This window comes from Mycobacterium sp. TH-M15, from assembly GCF_057473705.1.
The window spans coordinates 1-4,222 of record NZ_JBYCLB010000341.1; the positions used below are offsets into that span (position 1 = coordinate 1).

The 4,222-nt window shown below is 73.6% G+C and carries 5 protein-coding genes; all 5 read right to left on the bottom strand.

All coding sequences use genetic code 11. From position 1 onward, the window contains the following. A partial coding sequence (locus AC2VNT_RS08295) for an NUDIX domain-containing protein (protein WP_486946400.1) occupies nt 1-961 on the bottom strand: 961 nt, incomplete at its 3' end. Next, nucleotides 961-2,085: a glycosyltransferase family 4 protein gene (locus tag AC2VNT_RS08300; RefSeq protein ID WP_486946401.1), complete on the bottom strand. Its 1,125-nt coding sequence runs from the start codon at nt 2,083-2,085 to the stop codon at nt 961-963. The genes AC2VNT_RS08295 and AC2VNT_RS08300, both read right to left, overlap by 1 nt. Continuing rightward, the gene (locus AC2VNT_RS08305) at nt 2,085-3,041 is read right to left on the bottom strand and encodes a phosphatidylinositol mannoside acyltransferase (protein ID WP_486946402.1); all 957 of its coding nucleotides are present in this window, start codon (nt 3,039-3,041) and stop codon (nt 2,085-2,087) included. Before AC2VNT_RS08305 ends, AC2VNT_RS08300 begins: the two co-directional genes overlap by 1 nt. Nucleotides 3,042-3,046: 5 nt before the next feature. Continuing rightward, a complete protein-coding gene (gene pgsA, locus AC2VNT_RS08310; protein WP_486946403.1) occupies nt 3,047-3,694 on the bottom strand; it encodes a phosphatidylinositol phosphate synthase in 648 nt (215 codons plus the stop codon). Next, nucleotides 3,691-4,222 (bottom strand): ATP adenylyltransferase (locus tag AC2VNT_RS08315; RefSeq protein ID WP_486946404.1); only part of this gene is annotated, 532 nt, incomplete at its 5' end. The genes pgsA and AC2VNT_RS08315, both read right to left, overlap by 4 nt.

Here is a 4,222-nt window from a genome sequence, read left to right on the forward strand (position 1 = left end):
GCGGGTACACCGTCTCCCCCGCTGCGGCCAGTTCGGCGACCTCGGCGGCGTCGCACCAGCGGTGGCCGTGCAGGTAGTGCCGCTCCAGGCCGGTCCGGCCGGCCGACGACGGCTCGAACCGCGCCGTTCGGTGCACGAAGAAGAACTCCCGGCTGTCCAGCTCCTCGCCGTTGAACTCGAACAGCGCGTCGCGCCGCCAGATCGGGCCGACCAGCTCGGTCGGGTCGACCCGCAGGCCGGTCTCCTCGGCCAGCTCCCGCGCGGCGGCCCGAGCCAGCTGCTCGCCCGGCCGGGCCTGCCCGCCGACGGTGAACCAGAACCGTGGCGCAGCAGCAGCCAACGCGGGGTCGGAGCCGCACAGCAGCAGCACCGCCCCGGCCTCGTCGAGCAGCACCACCCGCGCCGAAACCCGCGGCCGGAACGCGCCGTGATCGTCGTGGACCACCATGTCGGCCCGCTCGACGATCTCGAAATATGTTGGCAGCGAAGCGGTTCCGCCAAGCCGAAGCACCCGGACTAGGGGCCGTCCGCGCAGCGCCACGGTGTCGCGGACCGCGTCGTTGTGAAACCGCCGGGCCAGCAGCACCCGGGTCTCCGCGTCGGCGAGCTCCGCGACCATCGCGGTCGGCAGCACCGCCGGGTCCACCGTCGCCAGCTCCGCCGACAGTTCATTCTCCGCGGCCTCCCGCACGTCCCGCGGGGCGCGTTCGGCTCGATTCGCCAGGTAGGTCAGCCTCGCCAGGCGCCGGCCGTCCCCCTCGTCGGGGTAGGCCTCGACGGCGACCGTCCGGGCCACCACCGCGCGCCGGGCCAGCGCCGCGTCCAGCGCCTGCCAGGACAGCTCGCAGCGCACGTGCAGCCGGTTCAGCCGGTTGGCGGTCTGATACGCCCAGGCCGCCGCGACGGCCAGCGCCGCCACCAGGACGACCACCGCCGCGGCCAGCGCGACCGTCACGCCCATCAGCCGGCCACCGAGACCTTGCTGCCCACCCCGGCGACGGTCTCGTAGACCCGGACGATCTGATCGGCCACCACCGACCAGTCGTAGCGGCGGACCGCCTCGGTGCCGGCGCCGACGTAGCGTCCCCGCAGCTCGTCGTCGACCAGCACCTCGATCAGCGCCCCGGCCAGCGCATCGCCGTCGCCGACCGGCACCAGCCGGCCCGCGCTGCCGTCGCGCAGCACCCGCCGGAACGCGTCGAGGTCGGCGGCCACCACCGCGGTCCCGGCCGCCATCGCCTCGACCAGCACGATGCCGAAGCTCTCGCCCCCGGTGTTCGGCGCGCAGTACACGTCGGCGCTGCGCAGCGCCGACGCCTTCTCCGCGTCGTCGACCTGCCCCAGGAACCGCAGATGCTTGGCCAATCCCCCGGCGCGCCCGCGCAGCTCGGCTTCGTCGCCGCGGCCGACGACCAGCACCTCCACGTCGGGGAAGCGTTCGGCCAGCGCCGGCAGCGCGCCGAGCAGCACCGCCATGCCTTTGCGGGGCTCGTCGTAGCGGCCCAGGAACAGCACCGTGCGGCCGGCCCGCGGATAGCCGGGCAGCCGAGCCGCGCCGGCGACGGCGGCGACGTCGACGCCGTTGGGAATCTCCACCGCATCCGAGCCGAGCGCCTCCATCTGCCAGCGCCGGGCCAGGTCGGAGACCGCGATCCGGCCGACGATCTTCTCGTGCCAGGGCCGCAGCAGACCCTGGAACACGCTCAGCGTCAACGATTTGGTGGTCGAGGTGTGAAACGTCGCGACGATCGGGCCGTCGGCCAGCCGCAGCGCGAGCATCGACAGGCTGGGCGCGTTCGGCTCGTGCAGGTGCAGCACGTCGAAGTCGCCGCCGGCCAGCCAGCGCTTCACCTTGCGGTGCGTCGCCGGGCCGAACCGCAGCCGGGCCACCGACCCGTTGTAGGGAATCGGCACCGCCTTGCCGGCCGACACCACGTAGTCGGGGAGCGCGACGTGCGGGGACGCCGGCGCCAGCACGCTGACCTGGTGGCCGCGGCCGTGCAGCACCCCGGCCAGCTGCAGCACGTGGGCCTGCACCCCGCCCGGGACGTCGAACGAGTACGGGCAGACCATGCCGACCCGCATCAGGTCTCCCCGGGGCCGGACAGCCCCGCCAGTCTCTCCCGGGGCAGGTCGGCCAGCCACTGCGGCTGCAGCATGTGCCAGTCCTCCGGGCGCTCGGCGATTTCTCGCGCGAACAGGTCGGCCAGCGCCTGGGTGGTGACGCCGACCCGGTCGCCGGCCCGGCCGCCGGTGGTGTTCAGCGGCGGCCGAATCCGGATGCCCCAGCCGTCGCCGTCGAACCAGGCGTACGTCGGCAGCAGCGCGGCACCGGTCTCGACGGCGAGCTTCGCCGGCCCGGCCGGCATCCGGGTGGGCTCACCGAAGAAGTCGACCGGCACCCCACCGCGGGTCAGGTCACGGTCGGCCATCAGGCAGACCAGCCGGTTGTCGGCGAGCCGCTCGCGCAGCACGTCGTAGGCGGGCCGCGCCCCGCCGGAGAGCGGCAGCACCTCGAAGCCGAGGCTCTCCCGGTACTCCAGGAACCGCCGGTACAGCGACTCGGGCTTGAGCCGCTCGGCGACGGTGGTGAACCCGCCGTAGCCCTGCACCAGCCACACCCCGGCCATGTCCCAGTTGCCGCTGTGCGGCAACGCCAGGATCGCACCGCGTCCGGCGGCCAGCGCCGCCGCCACGTGCTCACCGCCGAACGCCGACTCCTGGACCCGCCGGGCCAGCGCGGCGTGGTCCATGGAGGGCAGCCGGAACGCCTCGCGCCAGTAGCGCGCGTAGGAGGTGAGCGCGGCGTGCATCAGCTGGTCGGGCACCTGCTCCGGCCGTACCCCGATCACCCGGGCGAGATTGCGGCGCAGCTGATCCGGCCCGCCGCCGCGCGCCGCCAAGAGCGCACCCGCGTCGAACGCGTTGCGTGCCACGAACTCCGGCAGCGCCCGCACCGTCATCCAGCCGGCCGCGTAGCCGAGGTCGGTCGCCCAGCCCTCAACCCGGCTCATCCCGGGGATGCGCAGGCGGGTCGGCATGGCGATCACCGCGGCGGGCCGTCGTCCGCCGGCTCCGCCGCACCCGGTGAGGTGCGCACCGTGTGCAACCGCTGCGCACAGGTGATCAGGCTGGCCACCGCCAGCAGCCACATCGCCACCGGCAGCGCCCACGGCAGCGGCAGACCCGGCAGATCCGACAACCCGGCACCGACCAGCACGATGATCAGCCGCTCCGGTCGCTCGATGAAGCCGCCGTCGCCGCGCAGCCCGCTCGCCTCGGCCCTGGCCTTGATGTAGGAGATCACCTGCGAGGTGACCAGGCAGATCAGCGTGGCCACCGTCAGCGAGGCGCTCTGCAGACCGAACGCCGCCCACCACCCCAGGCCGCAGAAGACCGCCCCGTCGCTGATCCGGTCGCAGGTGGCGTCCAGCACCGCGCCGAACCGGCTGCCGCCCCCGCGCTGGCGGGCCATCGCGCCGTCGAGCATGTCGAAGTGGACGAAGAACCAGGCCGCCAGGGTGCCGGCGAAGAGCCGGCCGGCCGGGAACAAGGTCAGCGCGGCCAGCACCGCGCCCGCGGTGCCGACGATGGTCACCGTGTCCGGGCTGAGCCCGCCTCGCAGGCAGGCCCGGGCGATCGGCTCGGTGATGCCGGCGAACGTCTCCCGGGACAAAAACCGCAGCCGACTCACGGCTGTCTCGTCCACTCGTCGGCGAGTAGCGTGCGGGTCTCCCGCAGCAACTGGGGAATGACCTTCGACCCACCGACGATGGTGATGAAGTTGGCGTCGCCGCTCCACCGCGGGACCACGTGCACGTGCAGGTGTTCGGCCAACGACCCGCCCGCCGACCGGCCCAGGTTCAGCCCGACGTTGAAGCCGTCCGGCCGGGACACCGCCTTGATCACCCGGATCGCCTTCTGCACGAACGCCATCAGCTCCCCGCTCTCGGCGTCGGTGAGGTCCTCCAGCTCCGAGAAACGCCGGTAGGGCACCACCATCAGGTGACCGGGGTTGTACGGGTAGAGGTTGAGCACCGCGTAGACGTATTCGCCGCGGGCCACCACCAGCCCATCCTCGTCGGGCAGGGTGGGGATGTCGGTGAACGGCTGGTCGGAGCCGGCCGACCCGTTGTCCGCCTCGTCGCGGCTGCGCGGCGCCTCGGCCAGATAGGTCATCCGGTACGGCGTCCACAACCGCGCCAGGTGGTCCGGGTCGCCG

Bases quoted from the DNA above. Each gene is read 5' to 3' on its own strand.
- AC2VNT_RS08300 (WP_486946401.1), bottom strand. From the start codon at position 2,085: ATGCGGGTCGGCATGGTCTGCCCGTACTCGTTCGACGTCCCGGGCGGG.
- AC2VNT_RS08305 (WP_486946402.1), bottom strand. From the start codon at position 3,041: ATGCCGACCCGCCTGCGCATCCCCGGGATGAGCCGGGTTGAGGGCTGG.